At 73.0% G+C, this 17,594-nt stretch carries 16 protein-coding genes; 10 read left to right on the top strand and 6 right to left on the bottom strand.

Annotated features, from left to right (window positions below):
- Positions 1 to 41 precede the first annotated feature (41 nt).
- From EIO00_RS01380 to EIO00_RS01360, 6 genes are all read right to left on the bottom strand, one after another.
- Entirely contained in the window at positions 42 to 659 is a 618-nt protein-coding gene (locus tag EIO00_RS01380; RefSeq protein ID WP_140174885.1) for a SecDF P1 head subdomain-containing protein, read from the bottom strand.
- 486 nt (positions 660 to 1,145) lie between these two features.
- The gene (locus EIO00_RS01375) at positions 1,146 to 2,210 is read right to left on the bottom strand and encodes a 2-oxoacid:ferredoxin oxidoreductase subunit beta (RefSeq protein ID WP_140174883.1); all 1,065 of its coding nucleotides are present in this window, start codon (positions 2,208 to 2,210) and stop codon (positions 1,146 to 1,148) included.
- The gene (locus EIO00_RS01370; RefSeq protein ID WP_140174881.1) at positions 2,203 to 4,044 is read right to left on the bottom strand and encodes a 2-oxoacid:acceptor oxidoreductase subunit alpha; all 1,842 of its coding nucleotides are present in this window, start codon (positions 4,042 to 4,044) and stop codon (positions 2,203 to 2,205) included. Before EIO00_RS01370 ends, EIO00_RS01375 begins: the two co-directional genes overlap by 8 nt.
- Before the next feature lie 272 nt (positions 4,045 to 4,316).
- Positions 4,317 to 4,451: a putative leader peptide gene (locus EIO00_RS25845; RefSeq protein WP_422100016.1), complete on the bottom strand. Its 135-nt coding sequence runs from the start codon at positions 4,449 to 4,451 to the stop codon at positions 4,317 to 4,319.
- 205 nt (positions 4,452 to 4,656) lie between these two features.
- Entirely contained in the window at positions 4,657 to 5,730 is a 1,074-nt protein-coding gene (locus tag EIO00_RS01365) for a hypothetical protein (protein ID WP_140174879.1), read from the bottom strand.
- A gap of 336 nt (positions 5,731 to 6,066) precedes the next feature.
- Positions 6,067 to 7,299, bottom strand: a complete 1,233-nt coding sequence (locus EIO00_RS01360) for a hypothetical protein (RefSeq protein ID WP_161602623.1) — start codon at positions 7,297 to 7,299, stop codon at positions 6,067 to 6,069.
- A 175-nt stretch (positions 7,300 to 7,474) separates the two neighbouring features.
- Here EIO00_RS01360 and EIO00_RS01350 point away from each other — a divergent pair, with 175 nt between their 5' ends.
- The 10 genes from EIO00_RS01350 to EIO00_RS01305 all read left to right on the top strand — a co-directional run bounded on the left by EIO00_RS01350 (position 7,475) and on the right by EIO00_RS01305 (position 17,578).
- Complete coding sequence (locus EIO00_RS01350; RefSeq protein WP_140175070.1) at positions 7,475 to 7,846, top strand: NADH-quinone oxidoreductase subunit A; 372 nt, start codon at positions 7,475 to 7,477, stop codon at positions 7,844 to 7,846.
- A gap of 37 nt (positions 7,847 to 7,883) precedes the next feature.
- Positions 7,884 to 9,386: an NADH-quinone oxidoreductase subunit NuoB gene (locus EIO00_RS25975; RefSeq protein WP_277752842.1), complete on the top strand. Its 1,503-nt coding sequence runs from the start codon at positions 7,884 to 7,886 to the stop codon at positions 9,384 to 9,386.
- Between the two features lie 5 nt (positions 9,387 to 9,391).
- Entirely contained in the window at positions 9,392 to 10,057 is a 666-nt protein-coding gene (locus EIO00_RS01340) for an NADH-quinone oxidoreductase subunit C (RefSeq protein WP_140175068.1), read from the top strand.
- Entirely contained in the window at positions 10,050 to 11,006 is a 957-nt protein-coding gene (gene nuoH, locus EIO00_RS01335) for an NADH-quinone oxidoreductase subunit NuoH (protein WP_140174873.1), read from the top strand. The genes EIO00_RS01340 and nuoH overlap by 8 nt, the downstream gene beginning before the upstream one ends.
- A 160-nt stretch (positions 11,007 to 11,166) precedes the next feature.
- The gene (locus EIO00_RS01330) at positions 11,167 to 11,637 is read left to right on the top strand and encodes a 4Fe-4S binding protein (protein WP_140174871.1); all 471 of its coding nucleotides are present in this window, start codon (positions 11,167 to 11,169) and stop codon (positions 11,635 to 11,637) included.
- Positions 11,634 to 12,176, top strand: a complete 543-nt coding sequence (locus EIO00_RS01325) for an NADH-quinone oxidoreductase subunit J family protein (protein WP_140174869.1) — start codon at positions 11,634 to 11,636, stop codon at positions 12,174 to 12,176. The genes EIO00_RS01330 and EIO00_RS01325 overlap by 4 nt, the downstream gene beginning before the upstream one ends.
- The gene (gene nuoK, locus EIO00_RS01320; protein ID WP_140174867.1) at positions 12,176 to 12,571 is read left to right on the top strand and encodes an NADH-quinone oxidoreductase subunit NuoK; all 396 of its coding nucleotides are present in this window, start codon (positions 12,176 to 12,178) and stop codon (positions 12,569 to 12,571) included. The genes EIO00_RS01325 and nuoK overlap by 1 nt, the downstream gene beginning before the upstream one ends.
- A complete protein-coding gene (locus tag EIO00_RS01315) occupies positions 12,568 to 14,598 on the top strand; it encodes an NADH-quinone oxidoreductase subunit 5 family protein (RefSeq protein WP_241661042.1) in 2,031 nt (676 codons plus the stop codon). Before nuoK ends, EIO00_RS01315 begins: the two co-directional genes overlap by 4 nt.
- A complete protein-coding gene (locus EIO00_RS01310) occupies positions 14,595 to 16,094 on the top strand; it encodes a complex I subunit 4 family protein (RefSeq protein WP_175596073.1) in 1,500 nt (499 codons plus the stop codon). Before EIO00_RS01315 ends, EIO00_RS01310 begins: the two co-directional genes overlap by 4 nt.
- On the top strand, positions 16,094 to 17,578 hold the full coding sequence (locus tag EIO00_RS01305) for an NADH-quinone oxidoreductase subunit N (RefSeq protein ID WP_140174863.1): 1,485 nt from the start codon (positions 16,094 to 16,096) through the stop codon (positions 17,576 to 17,578). Before EIO00_RS01310 ends, EIO00_RS01305 begins: the two co-directional genes overlap by 1 nt.
- Positions 17,579 to 17,594 lie beyond the last annotated feature (16 nt).

Raw genomic sequence — 17,594 nt, 5'->3', positions numbered from 1 at the left:
GTCTCCCCGGGACCGGGGACGCCCGCCGGGCGAGCCGGGCGTCACGACCCCCGCAACGTGCGGACCAGCCGCTCGGCGTCGGCCCGGGTGAACCGCCCGCTCACCACGACCTTCCCGTCGGTGATCGGCATGTCCACCCGCGGCGCGGTGATCAGCTGATCGCGCACCACGAACGCCACCGTCCGGCCCGCCGTCACCTTGGTCAGCTCGGCGAACGCCCGCCGGTCCGCACCCGCCAGCTCGATCGCCACCTCATAGGTGTCCGCCGGCCGCCCCTCCCGCACCCGGATGTCGACGACCTCGCGGATCGCGATGCCGCTGGTGAGCTGGTAACAGGCCTGGCCGGACGCGGTCATCCCGGTGATGCCCTGCGTCCCGGCCGGACACGCCCCCGACACCACCCGGAGCACCGGATACACGTGCAGCGGAGCCGCCAAGGGGGTCGTCTTCCCGTCCCGGGCGCTGGCCACCAGGAAGCCGGTCACCGCCGCCGAGGCGATCAGCAGCCCGATCACCAGCACCAGCACCAGCGGCGCCGACCGGGGCCACGCCGGCCGGCCGGGGCGTCGCCGTCCGGCCCGCTCCCTGCGCTGCTCCTGCAACCGCGCCAGCGCCTCGGCCCGCCGTGCCCGCTCCGCGGCCCGCGGGTCCCAAGGCACCGTCCGTCCGACGTCCGGAGCCGGCCCTCCGGCCGCCGCCGACGGCCGTTGCCGGACGAGCGTGTCCGTCTTCTTCCGGCGCGGTACGGCCCGCATGCTCACCTCCCCACTCCGTTGCCCGCCAGTGTTGCAGCGGCGCCCGGCGACCGCCACCGTTGATCGTTCTCGGTCCGCTCCGGGCATCCGCCGCACCGGGCGCTCGCCCTCGTCCCGGGTGAGGCCGCCGGTGATCTGGACCCCGCCTCCGGTGAGGGGACGCTCGGGTGACGGTCACCCCCGGCCCCGCCGGCGGGGCGCAGACCGCCCTCGGCCGCGGGAACGGCCGTCGGGGGACCCTCGTCCATGCGCGCGGAAGGCTGGGCGGGTGCGAGTCTCGCAGCATTCCGGGCCCGCCACCAGCCTTCCGGGGCGGATGGCCACATGCGGAAGGCCCCGGCGCCGCCTGGGCGCCGGGGCCTTCCGGCACGCTTCCCGAAGGAGGAGGGCCTAGTCGATGCGCCAGGTGTCGCCGCTGGCCAGCAGGGCGGCCAGGTCGCCGGGACCCTCGTGCTCGACGGCCTCCTCGATCTGGGCGCGCATCAGCTCGTCGTAGGAGGGCCGCTGCACCTGCCGGAAGATCCCGATCGGGGTGTGCTCGAACGCCGGCGAGTCCAGCCGCGACAGCGCGAACGCCAGGGACGGGTCGGGGTTGTGGGCGTCGTGCACCACGATCTCGGACGGGTCCACGTCCGCCACGTTCACCACCTCGAGCCCGCCGGAGGCCGACCGGCGCAGCCCCTTGGAGCGGTCCGCCCCGAACACGATCGGCTCGCCGTGCTCCAGCCGGATGGTGACGTCCTCGCGCACCGCCGGGTCCTTGAGCGGCTCGAACGCCCCGTCGTTGAAGATGTTGCAGTTCTGGTAGATCTCCACCAGCGCGGTGCCCTTGTGCTGGGCCGCCGCCCGCAGCACCGACTGCAGGTGCTTGCGGTCGGAGTCGAGGGTGCGGGCCACGAAGGTGCCCTCGGCCCCGATCGCCAGCGAGATCGGGTTGAACGGGGTGTCCAGCGAGCCCATCGGGGTCGACTTGGTGATCTTGCCGACCTCGGAGGTGGGCGAGTACTGGCCCTTGGTCAGCCCGTAGATCCGGTTGTTGAACAGCAGGATCTTCAGGTTGACGTTGCGGCGCAGCGCGTGGATCAGGTGGTTGCCGCCGATCGACAGCGCGTCGCCGTCACCGGTCACCACCCACACCGACAGGTCCGGGCGCGAGGTCGCCAGCCCGGTCGCGATGGCCGGGGCGCGCCCGTGGATCGAGTGGAACCCGTAGGTGTTCATGTAGTACGGGAACCGCGACGAGCAGCCGATGCCGGAGATGAAGCAGATGTTCTCCCGGCGCAGCCCCAGCTCGGGCAGGAAGGACTGGACGGCGGCCAGGATGGCGTAGTCCCCGCAGCCGGGGCACCAGCGCACCTCCTGGTCGGTCTTGAAGTCCTTGGCGGTCTGCTTGACGTCGGTCTTGGGCACCAGCGACAGCGCGCCGGCGGAGGTCCCGTTGAGCTGTTCACTCACTGTCGATCACATCCTGGATCACACCGGCCAGCTCCTCGGAGGTGAACGGCAGCCCGCGCATGCGGTTGTAGCCGATCACGTCCACGAGGTACTTGGCGCGCAGCAGCAGGGCCAGTTGGCCGAGGTTGATCTCCGGCACCACGACCTTGTCGTAGGACCGCAGCACCTCGCCGAGGTTGGCCGGGAACGGGTTCAGGTGGCGCAGGTGGGCGTGGGCGACGTGTCGTCCGTTCGCGCGCAGCTCCCGCACCGCCGCCGCGATGGACCCGTACGTGCAGCCCCAGCCGATCACCAGCACGCGGGCCCGGCCGGACGGGTCGTCGACCTCCACCGGCGCGATGTCGCTCGCGATCCCGTCGATCTTGGCCTGCCGCAGCCGGACCATGGTGTCGTGGTTCTCGGGGTCGTAGGAGATGTTGCCGGTCACGTCGGACTTCTCCAGACCGCCGATCCGGTGCTCCAGGCCCGCGGTGCCCGGGATCGCCCACGGCCGCGCCAACGTCTCGGGGTCCCGCCGGAACGGCGCGAAGTCCTCCTGGCCCGGGACGGCGAAGCCGGGGTCGATCTTCGGCAGCGACTCCACGTCCGGGATCCGCCACGGCTCGGACCCGTTGGCCAGGTAACCGTCCGACAGCAGCACCACCGGAGTGCGGTACTTGATCGCGATCCGGGCGGCCTCCAGCGCCGCGTCGAAGCAGTCCGAAGGTGAGCGCGGCGCCACCACCGGCACCGGGGCCTCGCCGTTGCGGCCGAACATCACCTGCAGCAGGTCCGCCTGCTCGGTCTTGGTCGGCATGCCGGTGGACGGCCCGGCCCGCTGCACGTCCACGATCACCAGCGGCAGCTCGGTGGCGACCGCCAGGCCGATGGTCTCGCTCTTGAGCGCCACGCCCGGACCGGAGGTGGTGGTCACCCCCAGCGAGCCGCCGAAGGAGGCGCCCAGGGCCGCGCCGATCGCCGCGATCTCGTCCTCGGCCTGGAACGTGCGAACCCCGAAGCGCTTGTGCTTGGACAGCTCGTGCAGGATGTCGGAGGCCGGGGTGATCGGGTAGGAGCCGAGGAACACCGGCAGCCCGCTGCGCACCCCGGCGGCCACCAGCCCGTAGGCCAGCGCCATGTTGCCGGTGATGTTGCGGTACAGCCCGGCCGGCTGGGCGGCCGGCTTGACCTCGTACTGGACCGAGAACGTCTCGGTGGTCTCGCCGTAGTTCCACCCCGCCTGGAAGGCCGCGATGTTGGCCTTCATGATCTCGGGCTTCTTGGCGAACTTGCGCTCCAGGAAGGCCAGCGTGCCCTCGGTCGGCCGGTGGTACAGCCACGACAGCAGGCCGAGGGCGAACATGTTCTTGGCCCGTTCGGCGTCCTTCTTGGTGATGTCGAAGCCCGCCAGCGCCTCCACGGTCATCGAGGTCAGCGGAAGCGCGTGCACCCGGTACTCCGACAGCGAGCCGTCCTCCAGCGGGTTGCTGTCGTACCCGACCTTGGCCAGGTTCCGCTTGGTGAACTCGTCGGTGTTGACGATCAGATCCCCGCCGCGCGGCAGATCCCCGATGTTGGCCTTGAGCGCCGCCGGGTTCATCGCGACCAGCACGTCCGGGGCGTCGCCCGGGGTGAGGATGTCGTGGTCGGCGAAGTGCAGCTGGAAGCTGGACACGCCCGGCAGGGTCCCCGCCGGAGCGCGGATCTCCGCGGGGAAGTTGGGCAGCGTGGACAGGTCGTTTCCGAACGACGCCGTTTCCTGGGTGAAGCGATCGCCGGTCAGCTGCATGCCGTCGCCGGAGTCCCCGGCGAAACGGATGATGACGCGGTCGAGCTGCTGGACCTGTTTGGTCACAGAGGGAGACCTCCTCGACGCGCAGCACCGGGACCGGGGGAGGCATCCAGGTCCGTGATGCTACTTAGGCTTGCCTTCAATGGTACGTCCGGGACTGTGCTGGAACTGGTCGGGTGATGCGCGACCGCCGCGGCCCCGGGGGGGCGGCCGACGTCATCGCGGGGGTGCGGGCGTGACGCGCCTCACGGAGGCCGGATCGCGGTCGCCGGTGCGGCGCGTCCGAAGGGGCGGCCGGTACGGCGCGAGCGGTGCCGGGCGTTCATGTCGTCCGGTCACGCGGGGGCGCGACACAGGCAGCTGGCCAGCCGGCACAGGTCCACGTGCAGCCGGCGCACCAGTACCGGGAGCTCGACGGAGGGCGACGGGGCGCCTCGCCCCGCCGGACCTGCCGACGCCTCGGTTTCCACACCCCGCACTATAGTTCGTCCGAATCAGATTCGGTTTACCGGGCCGGGGTTCCGCGCCCGCGGCGGACCCGCCGCGCCGGCCGCCCTCGAAAGAGGCCCGGACCGGCGCCCGGGGCGCCGGGCGGCACGACCCCGCCCGCAGGTCATCGCACCACCGCCGACCACGATGCCCGCACCGCGTTCCGCGGAAACGGCCCGGCGGGGATCAGCCTCCGGACGCCTCCCGCTCCACCAGCGCCAGCAGCTCCTGCACCCGCTCCGGGGGGACCGCCTCCCCGATCACCCGGGCCTGGGCGGTGTACTCGTGACGGCCGGGGGTCTCCCGCGCCCGGCTCATCCACTCGCGCCAGCCCTGACTGGTGACGGTGCAGCTCAGCACGGTCCGGCCGGTCGCCGCCACCGGGCGCGCCCCGGTGCACGACCCCAGCGTCCGCCCCTCGGCGCTGATGGTGGCGACGAGCACGGCCCGGACGGGCTTGGCGGACCCTCCGGCGGAGCCGGCCGGCAGGCTCACCGGCAGCCGCAGGGTGCAGCCGGAGACGTTCTCGTTGCAGTTCACGAACGTCAGCTCACCGTGGTCGAACCGGATGCCCGGATCGCGGGCGCCGCCCAGCGCGGTCACCCGCCGGCGCAGCTCGGTCAGCACGGGCGCGACGTCGGTGATCTCGGTGACCGTGAAGCGGGCGTCGGAGGCGCCCTCCACCTGCAACAGCTCGTACGGCTCGGCCAACGTCACCGAGTAGACGCCCTGGCGGGCCCGCACCTGGTGGACCAGGCGATCGCCGACGTACCCGGTCGAGCCGGCGGCCGGCGCGTCACGGACGGCCTGGGCGATCGCCGAGGGCGACAGCAGCTCCCGCGGATCGAACCCGAGCAGGGTGACCGGGGCCTTGGACCAGCGTCCCGCGAAGTCCTCCGGCCGCGCCACGGCCCCTCCCGGACCCGTCCAGAACGCCGGCCCCCCGCGAAGATAGGTGTCCCCGTCCACCGTGACCAGCAGGGCCCGCTCGCCGTTCAAGGTCAGCGTGCCGACCGCCGAGCCCGACCGGGTCACCGACAGCACGGCCCGCACGGGCCGCCCGTTGGAGGTGAACGTCCCGGTGTAGCGCAGCGCCGGCAGCGAGCCCAACCGGTCGGCCGCCCTGGTGGGCCATGAAGGCGCCGAGGGCGTGCGGGAGGCGCGCGAGTCAGCCGTGGCCCCGCCGGGGCCGTCCCCCGCCACCACACCGAGCACGATCAGCGTGCCGACCAGCAGCGTCACCGCCAGACCCGCCACCACCGGCCGGGGAATGCCGGACCGTCGCGGGGATGGGGAGCGTGGATGTCCGGACGGCTCCGATAGGTGGGAGCTCACCGCCGCTGTTCCTCCTGCTGTCCACCGGCCGGGCGGTGCTGCCCGGCCGCCGCCGGAGTCAGGATCTCAGCCCCGGCCGCCCAACCCCAAACTCGCGAGGACGAAACGCGGACGAGGCGCGGATGAGGCTCGGCCGAGGCGCGGCCGAGACGACGAAGCGCGGAGAAGGGGTGCAAGACGGGACGAGGAGAGACGAAGAGACGACGGGCGAAGACGCCGCCGGGCGCGCCGGCATCGGCGCGCCCGGCGGGCGGGTGCGGGTCATCCCCGGCTGATGGCGGACAGCATCCGGGAGATGTCGCTGTCATCGACGGCGACCGCCATCGGCTCGGCCTGCATCCACCAGTGGATCCTCCTCTTCTCGGAGGTGCGGTAGAAGGAGGTCCACTCCGGGGTGGAGACGCGGCACTCGGTCCACGTCGACGACAGCCCGATGACGGTCGCGGTGGTGGTGCAGTCACCGAGCTTGCGACCGGTCTTGGTCTCCTCCGTGATCCAGATGTAGACGTTGACCAGGGTCTTGCTGCCGGTGGGCGCCCGGCTCACCGTCACCCGGACCCGGACCGTGCAGCCGGAGGCGCTCTCGTTCTCGCAGCCCTTGACCTCCGAGATCCGGGCGCTCCGGGTGACGTCGAGGGAGTTCTTCAGCTCGTTGACGCGGACGCGGAGCTCGTTGACCGTCGTCACCGAGGACGAGTGCGCGGTCACGTCCGCGTGCAGGTGCGGCACGGTGAGCTCGATCCGCACCAGCTGGTTGTCCTTGGACAGGTAATACGTGCCGCGCGAGGTGACGATCTTGGTGACCCGCCGGCCGTTCCGGGTGACCTCCAGATCCGAACGGATGCCGATGGAGGTGAACGACCGCAGGCTGGCGGCCAGCGCGGACGGGGTGGCGTACCGCTGGAAGTCCAGCTCCAGCGAACTGGACTCGATCCGGCCCCACCGCTCGCCGTCCACCTGGAACTTCTCCAGGTTCACAAAACCCAGCTTGCGCTGCCAGAAGGACTTGTCGGCCTTGACGAACACATCGTCGTCGACCTTCACCAGGGGCCGCGTCTGACCGTCCACGCGGAGCTCGCCGGTGATGTGCCCCGACCGGAGGACCTTGACCCGGCCGCTGTCCAGCGAGCTGCCGAACGAGCCCTCCAGCTCCAGCGCCTGGGCGGAGGACAGCTTGTCGGCGGCCTCCCGCAGCCGCTCCTGAGGGCTGGCGTCGTCGCCGTCGCCGAGCAGCACCACGAACGCGGCGGCGATCAGCAGGACGGCCACCAGCCCGCCGCCGACGAGCAGCGCGATCAGCGCGCCGGAGGTGGACCGACGCGGTGGCGGAGGAGGGCCGGGCAGCCCGAACGGCGGCGGGGTGCCCGGGCCGCCGGGCGGCGGAAAGGGCGGAGGCGTGCTGGGGCCTGAGGGGCCGCCGGGAGGCGGCCACGACGGCCCTCCCGAGGACGGGGGAGGGGTCCATCCTCCACCCGGGGGTGGGGGGGTGCTCATGGGTGGTTCCTTCCAGGTGAAACGTGCGGCGATGCCCCTCAAGTGTGGCGTACGGGAACGACGACCCGCTTCCGGGACGGGCGAAGCCCCCGCCGCGCCCGCCCGAGGGCGATACTTGATCTGACGCGCCCCGGGAGAGGCACCGGGACGGCGCACAGCGCACGGAGAGGTGGCCGTGGTGAGTTACTTCGGTTCGTACCTGGTCATCGCGGTGCTCCTGCTCGTGGGTGCCGGCATCGTCGGCGGGGCTCTGGCGGCCAACCGGATGCTCCGGCCGCACCGGCCCACGGCGGAGAAGCTGACGACCTACGAGTGCGGCGTCGACCCGGTCGGCGAGGGGTGGGCGCAGTCCCATGTGCGGTACTACGTCTTCGCCTACCTGTACGTGGTCTTCGCCGTCGATGCCGTCTTCCTCTTTCCGTGGGCCACGGTGTTCGCCGCCCCTGGTTTTGGGATGACGACTCTGGTGGAAATGTTCGTTTTCCTGGGGTTCCTGTTCACCGGGCTGATCTACGCGGGCCGCAAGGGCGTGCTGTCCTGGGTCTGATCGGCCCGCTCTTGCGGGGAACTGCAAGAATGCAAGGGTGAGCACCGTCGATCTGCCGCCCCCCGGCGTCGGGCCGCTGTCCCGGCTGGCCCCCAAACCGATCAAGTTCGTGCTCAACTGGGGCCGGCGCTACTCGCTGTGGGTGTTCAACTTCGGCCTGGCCTGCTGCGCCATCGAGTTCATCGCCACCTCGATGAGCCGGCACGACTTCATGCGGCTGGGCGTCATCCCGTTCGCACCCGGGCCGCGGCAGGCCGACCTGATGGTGGTCTCGGGCACCGTCACCGACAAGATGGCGCCCGCCGTGCGCCGCCTGTACGAGCAGATGCCCGAGCCCAAGTACGTGATCTCCTTCGGCGCCTGCTCCAACTGCGGCGGCCCGTACTGGGACTCCTACTGCGTGACCAAGGGCGTCGACCAGATCATCCCGGTGGACGTCTACGTCCCCGGCTGCCCGCCCCGCCCCGAGGCCCTGCTGCAGGGCATCATCCGGCTCCAGGACAAGATCGCCCAAGAGTCCCTGGGCGACCGCTACTCCCGCGACGGCGAGCCCGTCGCCCCCGCCCCGCCCACCCCTCCGATGCAGGCCACCGTCCTGCGCCGCCCCCTGCAGCCGCCTCCCGGGCCCGCGGCCGCCCCCTCGGACGCCGAATCCCCCACTCAGGGCGTTCCGGCCGTTCCCGACGCCCCCGAGTCCGCCGCGACCGCCGTCGAGATCGGCGGGACCGCCGAGCCCGCCCAGGGCGCCGAGGCCGCCGAGGGCGTCGGCGCCTCCGAGCCCGCCCAGGGCGCCGAGGCCGCAGGGGCCGTCGGGCCTGACGCGGCCGGCGGGCCCGCCGGGGCCTCCGAGAGCGCTGGGGCGGACACGGCCGCCGAGGACACCGCGCCCGGCGGGGCCGCCAGGTCCGCCGAGACCGGCGGGACCTCCGAGGGCGCCGAGGCCGGCGGACCCGTCGACCCGGACGCCCCGACCGTGGCCCTGCCGGTGCAGGACGGGACCGGCCCCTCCTCCCGGACCTCCACCGGTTCCGCCGACTCCACCGGTTCCGCGGATTCCGCGGACGCCGCCCGCCGGGAGCCTGCCCGGCCGGCCGCCGAGCGGGCGGACCGTCCCCGGGGGCGGGAGGGCCGTCCCGAGAAGGCGGACCGGGGCGAGGCGCGGAAGGAGCCGGGCGAGGCGCAGGGGACCGCCGATCCCGACGCGCCGACGACGCAGCTCCCCGTGGTGGACACCGCACAGGACGCGACGCCGGCCCCGGCACCGGACCCCGCACGGGACGAGGACCGGGCCGCCGCGCCGCACGACGCGCAGTCCACGGAGGGAGAGGAGCCGACGGTCCAGTTGCCGGTGGCGGGCGAGGAGATGGACTTCCTGGTGGAGCGGACCGACGCCCACCCGGCGGTGCCGACGGAGGAGACCGAGCCGCACGGCGGGGCCGATGCGGACCTGTCGTTCATCCCCGGCTTCGACCCTCCTCCGGAGGAGACGGGCCGCGACGACGACCGTGACGACGACCGCGACGACGGACGGCGCCGGTGAGCGCGATGGATGCGACGACGTGGACCGAGCGGTTCGGCGAGGACGTCGCCGTGAGCGACAGCTTCGGCCAGCAGGTGGTCGACGTCCCGGCGGAGCTGTGGACCTCCGCGGTGGAGTTCGCCCGGACCGAACTGGGATGCGAGTACTTCGACTGGCTGAGCGCCGTCGATGAGCTGGAGGCCGGCTTCCGCGTCGTCGTGCACGTCTACTCCCTGCAGACGAGGCTGCACCTGCTGATCCGCACCCTGGTGCCCCGCGAGAACCCGACGCTGCCCACCGTCACCGGCGTCTACCGGGGCGCCGCCTGGCACGAGCGGGAGACCTACGAGATGTTCGGCGTGGTCTTCGACGGCCACCCGGACCTGCGCCCGCTGCTGCTGCCCGAAGGGTTCCAGGGCAACCCGCTGCGCAAGGACTTCGTGCTGGCCGCCCGCGTCGCCAAGCCCTGGCCCGGGGCCAAGGAGCCCGGCGAGGGCGGCACCGGCGCCCCCAGCCGACGTCGCATCCGGCCGCCGGGCGTCCCCGACGACTGGGGTCCGGCCGCCGCTCAGACCTCCCGCGCCGCCGGCAAGGGCGGACCCGGCCGGCCCGCACGGGGCGCGCGCGACCCCCAGGACACCGAGCGCCCCGGGCGCGGACCCCGAAGCGGAGACGAGGGCGGCGATGCTTGAGCTGGTCGTCAAGCTGGTGCTGCTGGCGGCGGCGTTCGCCGTGCTGCCGCTGCTGGTGGGACAGACCGAGCACAAGGTCATGGCGCACATGCAGGCGCGGCTCGGCCCCATGTACGCCGGGGCCTTCCACGGCTGGGCCCAGCTGGTGGCCGACGGGGTGAAGTTCGTCCAGAAGGAGGACGTCGTCCCGCGTGCCGCCGACCGGCGGATCTTCAAACTGGCCCCCGCGGTGGCGTTGGTGCCCTACCTGATCGTGCTGGTCGTGGTGCCGATCGGCCCGGACGGGCAGGTGGTGCTGGACCTGCGGGTGGGGCTGTTCTTCGCGCTGGCGGTGATGGGCGTCGGCGTGATCGGCGCGATCATGGCGGGCTGGGCCAGCGCCAACAAGTACGCGCTGCTCGGCGGCATGCGGGTGGCCGCCCAGCTGATGTCGTACGAGCTGCCGATGGTGCTTGCGGCGGCGTCGGCGGCGATGGCGGCCGGGACGCTGTCGCTGACCGGCATCGTCGAGGAGTGGCGCTGGTGGTGGCTGCCCTGGCAGGCGATCGGCGCGGTGGTGTTCTTCGTCGCCGGCCTGGCCGAGCTGCGCCGCCCCCCGTTCGACATGCCGGTGGCCGACTCGGAGATCGTCTTCGGCCCCTACACCGAGTACGGCGGCCTGCGGTTCGCGTTGTTCCTGCTGGCCGAGTACGCCGGGATCGTGGTGCTGTCGGCGCTGACCACGGTGCTGTTCCTGGGCGGCTGGAAGGGCCCGTTCCTGGAGACCGAGCTGGGCTGGCTGTGGACCCTGCTGAAGGTCTTCGCGCTCTCGTTCGTCGTCATCTGGCTGCGGGTCAGCTATCCGCGGCTGCGCGAGGACCAGCTCCAGCGGCTGGCGTGGGCCTGGCTGGTCCCGCTGTCGCTGCTCCAGCTCGCCCTCACCGGCGTGGTCAAGGTGGCGATGGCCTGACCGGCGCGCCGGTCCGACGCCTCCCGCGCAGGTCACGGCGGACGCCGCCGCATCGACGCCGACCCGCGTTCCCTCAGGGCGAACGGTACGGAATCATGGGGGCGTGGCACGGCTACCAGGAAGCGGACTGGCCAAAGGGCTGGCCGTCACATTGCGGACGATGACACGGCGCTCGATCACGCGCCAGTATCCGGAGGTGCAGCCCGACCTTCCTCCGCGCAGCCGAGGAGTGATCGCGCTGCTGGAGGAGAACTGCACGGTCTGCATGCTGTGCGCGCGCGAGTGCCCGGACTGGTGCATCTACATCGACTCCCACAAGGAGACGCTGCCCGCCGAGGGCGGCGGCCGCCCGCGCACCCGCAACGTGCTGGACCGCTTCGCGATCGACTTCGCGTTGTGCATGTACTGCGGGATCTGCGTGGAGGTCTGCCCGTTCGACGCGTTGTTCTGGTCGCCGGAGTTCGAATACGCCGAATACGACATCGGCGAGCTGACTCACGAGCGGGAACGGCTGCGCGAGTGGATGTGGACGGTGCCGCCGCCGCAGGCCCATGACCCGGCCGCGGAGACCCCCAAGGAGGTCACCGCCGCCGAGCGGGCGGCGCAACGCGCGGGACGGGGCGGCCGGTGACCGCGCAGGAGGTCGTGTTCACGCTGCTGGGCGCGGTCGCCGTCGGCTCGGCGATCCTGGTGGTGACCACCCGGCAGCTGGTGCACGCGGCGCTGTGGCTGGTGGTGTCGTTCGGCGCCCTCGCCGGCGCCTACCTGCTGCTGACCGCGGAGTTCGTGGCCTGGGTGCAGGTGCTGATCTACGTCGGCGCGGTGGTGGTGCTGCTGCTGTTCGGGATCATGCTGACCCGCGCCCCGATCGGCCGGATGCCCCGCGGCGGCCCCGACGACCCGCTGGACTCCGGCAACCGCTGGGCGGCGCTGGCGGTCGCGCTGGCCACCGCGGGAGTGCTCATCACCACCCTGGTCCACGGCTTCTCGGACGCGGTCATCGACCTGAAGGCCGAGGGCGGCGGGGCCGAGCCGCTGGGCGCCAGCCTGTTCCGCACCTGGGTGCTGCCGTTCGAGGTGCTGTCGGTGCTGCTGCTGGCCGCGCTGATCGGCGCGATCGTGCTGTCGCGCACCGACATCGGCCCGAGGGACCGGGAGGGCAGGCGCTGATGCACGCCCTCTACCCCCTGGTGGTCTCCGCGCTGCTGTTCTCCGTCGGCGTGTACGGAGTGCTGGCCCGCCGCAACGCCATCCTGATGCTGATGTCGGTGGAGCTGATGCTCAACGCCGTCAACCTCAACCTGGTGGCCTTCGACGCGCTGTGGCGGGACCGGCTGCACGGCGGACAGCTCCTCACCCTGTTCACCATCGTGATCGCCGCCGCCGAGGTCGGGCTGGGCTTGGCGATCGTGCTGCTGGTGTTCCGCAACCGGAAGACGGTGGAGGTGGACCGGCTGACCGAGCTGGGCGAGGCCCGCCGCGACCCCGCCGAGGCCCGTCGCGGGGCGGACGCCGAGACCTCCGCCGAACCGGTCGCCGCGGCCCGAGAGGGGGACGGCCCGTGATCGCCCTGGTCTCGCTGACGATCGCGCTGCCGTTCTGCGCCGCGTTCGCCGGGATGCTGCTCGGCCGGCGGCTCTCCCGGACGCTGAGCGCCCGCGCGCTGCCCGCCGCCGGATCCGCCGCGCCCGACGCCCCCACCACGCCGCTGCCGGCGGTGGTCCCCGACGCCGCCCCGGCGCCCGGCGACGAGGCCCGGGTGCCGGAGCTCAGCCGCCTGGCCGGCCCCGACCTCGCCCTGCGCCGCCTCCCGCGCAACGGGCCCGCGCTGATCGCCATCGCGTCGACGGCCCTGGCGACCCTGCTGGCGCTCATCGTCGCGACCACCGTCTGGCTCGACCCCGGAACCCGCGAGGGGACCCTCACCCTCGTCCCCACCGGCACGGTCGACATCGCCATCGGGCTCCAGGCGGACGGGCTGGCGGCGCTGGTCGGCCTCATGGTGTGCCTGGTGGCGCTGGCCGTGCAGATCTACTCGGTCGCCTACCTGGCCGAGGACCCCCGCTACTGCTCCTATGCGGCGTTCGTGTCGCTGTTCACCGCCGCGATGCTGCTGGTGGTGTACGCGGCCGACCTCCTGCTGCTGTACGTGGGCTGGGAGGTCATGGGGATCTGCTCGTACTTCCTGATCGGCCACCACTGGGAGGACCGGGCGAACTCCCGGGCCGCGGTCAAGGCGTTCCTGATGACCCGGCTCGGCGACGTGGGCTTCCTGATCGGGATCTTCGCGCTGGGGATCGGAGCCGGCACGTTCTCCATCGGCGGCGTGCTGGACGCGGTGCCCGACCTGCCCGCCGGCACGCTGACGGCCGCGACGCTGCTGCTGCTGGCCGGGGTGGCGGGCAAGAGCGCCCAGTTCCCCCTGCACACCTGGCTCCCGGACGCGATGGCCGGCCCCACCCCGATCAGCGCGCTGATCCACGCCGCGACGATGGTGGCCGCCGGGATCTACGTGATCGCCCGGCTGTACCCGGCGTTCTGGGCCGCCCCCGCCTCGCTGACCGTGCTGGGGATCGTCGCGGTGATCTCGATGGTCGGGTCGGCGCTGGCGGCGCTCGCGCAGACCGACCTCAAACGGGTGCTGGCCTACTCCACGATCAGCCAGCTCGCCTACATGGCGGCGGGCCTGGCGGTCGGCGCGCAGACCGCCGCGGTCTTCCACCTGGTGACGCACGGGGCGTTCAAGGCGCTGCTGTTCCTGGCCGCCGGCTCGGTGATCCTCGTGGCGGGGTCGAACCTGCTGGGACGCTACGGCGGGCTGCGCCGCACCATGCCGATCACCTTCTGGGCGATGACCGTCGGATACGCGGCGCTGATCGGGCTGCCGCCGGTCAGCGGCTTCTTCAGCAAGGACTCCATCATCGAGGGCGCCCGGCACGCCGCCGCCACGGCCGGCCGGGAGGGGACCGGCGACACCGCCGCGGCGGTGCCGGACATCCCCGGCGGAGCGGCCTGGGCGATCTACATCGCCCTGCTGGTCACCGTCGGGATCACCGCCGCGTACGCGATGCGGGCCTGGCTGATGACGTTCTTCGGAGAGCAGCGCGGCTCCTTCCAGGCCCGGGAGGCCCCCGCCCTGATGACCTGGACCGTGGCGGCGCTGGCGGTGCCCTCCGCCGTGTTGGGGTTCTTCGGGCTCGGCGCCGCGGAGCTGCGCCCCCACCTGGTGTCGGCGGGGCTGGCGCTGCTGTGGGCCGCCGGCGGCGGCGCGGCCGCCTACCTGCTGTGGAACCGGGACCCCGCGCGCGACCCCGCCGACCGGCTCGGCCCGCTCCGCACGGTCTTCGACCGCGCCTTCTACCTCGACGAGCTCTATGCCGCCCTCGTCGTCCGCCCGGTGCGCGCGGCGGCCCGGGCCGTCGTCGTCGCCGACCGCCGCGGCCTCGACGCCCTCGTGGTCGGCACCGCCGGATGGTCGCGCCGCGCCGGCGGGGCGCTGCGCCGCATCCAGACCGGCAACGCCCAGAGTTATCTGACCGGCCTGCTCGCCGGTGTCGTCGTCATCGCGGCCGGGGTGGTGATCTTGCTGTGATCCTGCTCGTCACGCTGGCGATCCCGCTGGCCGGGGCGTTGGCGCTGCTCCTGCCGCGCACCCGGTTCCTGCCCGACGAGGAGTCGGTGCGCCGCTACGGGGCCGCGGTCACCGGCCTGGTGCTGCTGACGACCGTGGCGGTGGCGGCGGCGTTCGACCACGGCGACCCGCGGCGCATGCAGCTCGAGGTGGACTGGTCCTGGGCCCCGGCGATCGGCCTGCGGTTCCACCTGGGCGTGGACGGGGTGTCACTGCCGCTGGTGGTGCTGACGGCGCTGCTGACGTTCCTGTGCTCGATCTACACGCTGCGGCACCCGCCGGCAGAAGGTTCGGCCCGGCTGTTCACCGGGCTGGTGCTGGCGCTCCAGGTCGGGATGCTCGGCACCTTCCTCGCCCTGGACCTGCTGCTGTTCTTCGTCTTCTTCGAGGTCGTGCTGATCCCCATGTACGCGGTGATCGCGTTGTGGGGCGGCCCGGGACGGCGCGCGGCGGCCTACAAGTTCATCCTCTACACCCTGCTCGGCTCGGGCCTGCTGCTGGTCGGCCTGCTGCTGGTCGCGGTGAACGCCGGCACCCTCGACATGGTCGCCCTCGCCGAACGGCACGGCCACGGGCTGACCCCCGCCGTGCAGATCGCCGCGTTCGCCCTGATCGGCCTCGGCCTGGCGATCAAGGTGCCGATGTGGCCGCTGCACACCTGGCTGCCCGACGCGCACACCGAGGCCCCCACCGTGGGGTCGGTGCTGCTGGCCGGGGTGCTGCTGAAGATGGGCACCTACGGGCTCGTCCGCATCGCGCTGCCGGCGGCGCCGGAGGGCGCCGAGCTGTGGGCGCCGTGGCTGGGACTGTGCGCGGTGATCGGCATCGTCTACGGCTCCCTGGCCTGCCTGGCGCAGCGCGACCTCAAACGGCTGATCGCCTACTCCTCGATCGGCCACATGGGCTTCGTGCTGCTGGGCATCGCCACGCTCACCCCGGTGGGCGTGAACGCGGCGCTGTTCGGCAACATCGCCCACGGGCTGATCACCGGACTGCTGTTCTTCCTGGCCGGCGCGGTCAAGGAGCGTTACGGCACCGGCGAGCTGAACGCCCTGGGCGGCGGGATGCTGACCGCCGCGCCCCGCCTGGCGTCGTTCCTGACGTTCGCGGCGGTGGCGAGCCTGGGACTGCCCGGCCTGGCGGGCTTCTGGGGCGAGATGCTGGCGCTGCTGGGGGCCTACCGGCCGGCCGCCGGGCTGCCCCGGGAGACGTTCGTGACCTTCATGGCGGTGGGGGCGCTGGGCGCGGTGCTGACCGCCGCGTACTTCCTGCGGCTGCTCGCCACGATCACCCACGGCCGCACCGAGCGCCCCGCGGGGTCGGTGGCCGCGCTGACCCGGGCCGAATACGCCGCCTGGGTGCCGCTAGTCGTCCTCACCCTGCTGGTGGGGCTGTGGCCCAAGCTGCTGCTCGACCTGACCACCGCGCCGGTCCGTGCCCTGCTGGGAGGCGGCTGATGATCCAGTCGATCGACTACGCGGCGATCGCCCCCGTGCTGATCGTCGCGGCGGCGGCGATCGGGCTGCTGCTGGCCGACGCCTTCGACGTGCCGCGCCGGGCGCTGGGGACGCTCGGCGCGGGGGCCCTCGGCGGCGCCCTGATCGCGGTGATCGCGCTGGCGTTCGGCGACGACCGGGGGACGTTCTGCCTGACCGGAGACCTGCGCGGCGACGGGCCGCCGTCCTGCTCGTACGCGACCGACGACTTCACCCTGCTGTTCCAAGGGGTGATGCTGGCGGCGGCGCTGATCGTGGTGCTGCTGTCGCTGGAGGAGATCACCGCCTCCCGGATGCCCGCGGGGGAGTACCACTTCCTGCTGCTGGCGGCGGTCACCGGGGCGCTGACGCTGGCCGCGGCGCGGGACCTGGTGCTGCTGGTGGTGGCGCTGGAGACGCTGTCGCTGCCGGTGTTCGCCCTGGTGGCGCTGCGCCGCTACGACGGCGTGGCCTCCGAGGCCGCGCTCAAGCTGTTCCTGATCTCGGTGATCTCCACGGCGGTGATGCTGCTCGGCGTCAGCCTGCTGTACGGGGTGACCGGGGCGATGCACCTGGACCGCCTCGCGCCCGCGCTCTCCCGGGTCCCCGCGGAGCTGGAGCCGGTGGCGGCGCTCGGCGTGGTGCTGGTGCTGGCCGGCTTCGCTTTCAAGATCGCCGCCGTGCCGTTCCACTTCTGGGCGCCGGACGTGTACGTGGGGGCGCCGCTGCCGGTGGCGGCGTTCCTGTCGGTGGTGTCCAAGGCGGGCGGGTTCGCCGGACTGGCGATCGTGGTCGCGCTGGGACTGCCCGCGTACGCGCACGTGTGGGGACCGGTGCTGGCGGTGCTGGCGGCGGTCACCATGACCCTCGGCAACCTGGTGGCGCTGCGACAGCGGTCCGCGATCGGGCTGCTGGCCTGGTCCTCGGTGGCCCAGTCCGGATACATGCTCGCCCCGTTGGCGGTGGGGGAGGAACGGCTGGGAGAGGCGGTCGCGGCCACCGTCGCCTACGTCGCCGTCTACGCGGTGATGAACATCGGCGCGTTCGCGGTGGTCATCGGCTTCCGCCGCCGCGCGGGCGCCGCGGCGGGACCCGATGCGCTGGAGGACTTCCGCGGCCTGGCGCGACGCAACCCGGCCACCGCGGCGGCGATGGCCTTCTTCCTGATCTGCCTGGCCGGACTGCCGCCGGGCATCATGGGGCTGTTCGCCAAGATCGTGGTCTTCCGGGCCACCGTGGCCGGCGGAGTGACCTGGCTGGCGGTCGTCATGGCGATCAACACGGTGATCGGGCTCTACTACTACCTGGCCTGGGCGGCCCGGCTGTTCACCGCTCCGGCGGGCGAGCGGCCGCAGATGCCGCGCGGCGCGGCGGTGCGGGCGGCCATCGCGGCGTCTGCCGCCGGCGCCGTGGTGCTGTCGATCGCCCCTCAGCTGGTGCTCCAGGCGGCGTCCGCCGCCGGCTGACCCGCAGATGCCGGGT

The organism is Thermomonospora catenispora (assembly GCF_006363815.1).
GTDB lineage: Bacteria > Actinomycetota > Actinomycetes > Streptosporangiales > Streptosporangiaceae > Thermomonospora > Thermomonospora catenispora.
Note: the sequence above shows the minus strand (reverse complement) of the source record. Positions and strands in the feature narration are given on the sequence as shown.